General features: G+C 66.5%; 1 pseudogene. It reads right to left on the bottom strand.

The features are described from left to right. Positions 1-281: pseudogene (locus EXE42_RS17720) on the bottom strand (helix-turn-helix domain-containing protein); the annotation flags it as partial.

Below are 281 nucleotides of genomic sequence, written 5' to 3'. Positions count from 1 at the left end.
ATCGAGAGCTCCGAGCGGTCCTCCACGACGAACTCGTTGCCCTTCTCCAAGTCGTGGAGCGCCGCCTCCGTCGTCGCCTCGTCGTCGAAGCCGACCTGCCACTGCTCGGAGCCGTCCTCGATGAGGAAGGGGCCGGTGATGTAGCCGCCGTGGTCGGTGATCGTCGACATCGCGTTCGTCTCCTCGATGACGGTCCGGATGATCGCGGTCCCGTCCTCCTTCGAGAACAGGCGGTACTCGGCCATGTTCTCGTGGTCGCGGAGCGCGGAGAGCCCCTCCCC

Origin of the sequence: Halorubrum sp. SP3, from assembly GCF_005435195.1 — an archaeon.
Classification (GTDB): Archaea; Halobacteriota; Halobacteria; order Halobacteriales; family Haloferacaceae; genus Halorubrum; species Halorubrum sodomense.
Note: the sequence above shows the minus strand (reverse complement) of the source record. Positions and strands in the feature narration are given on the sequence as shown.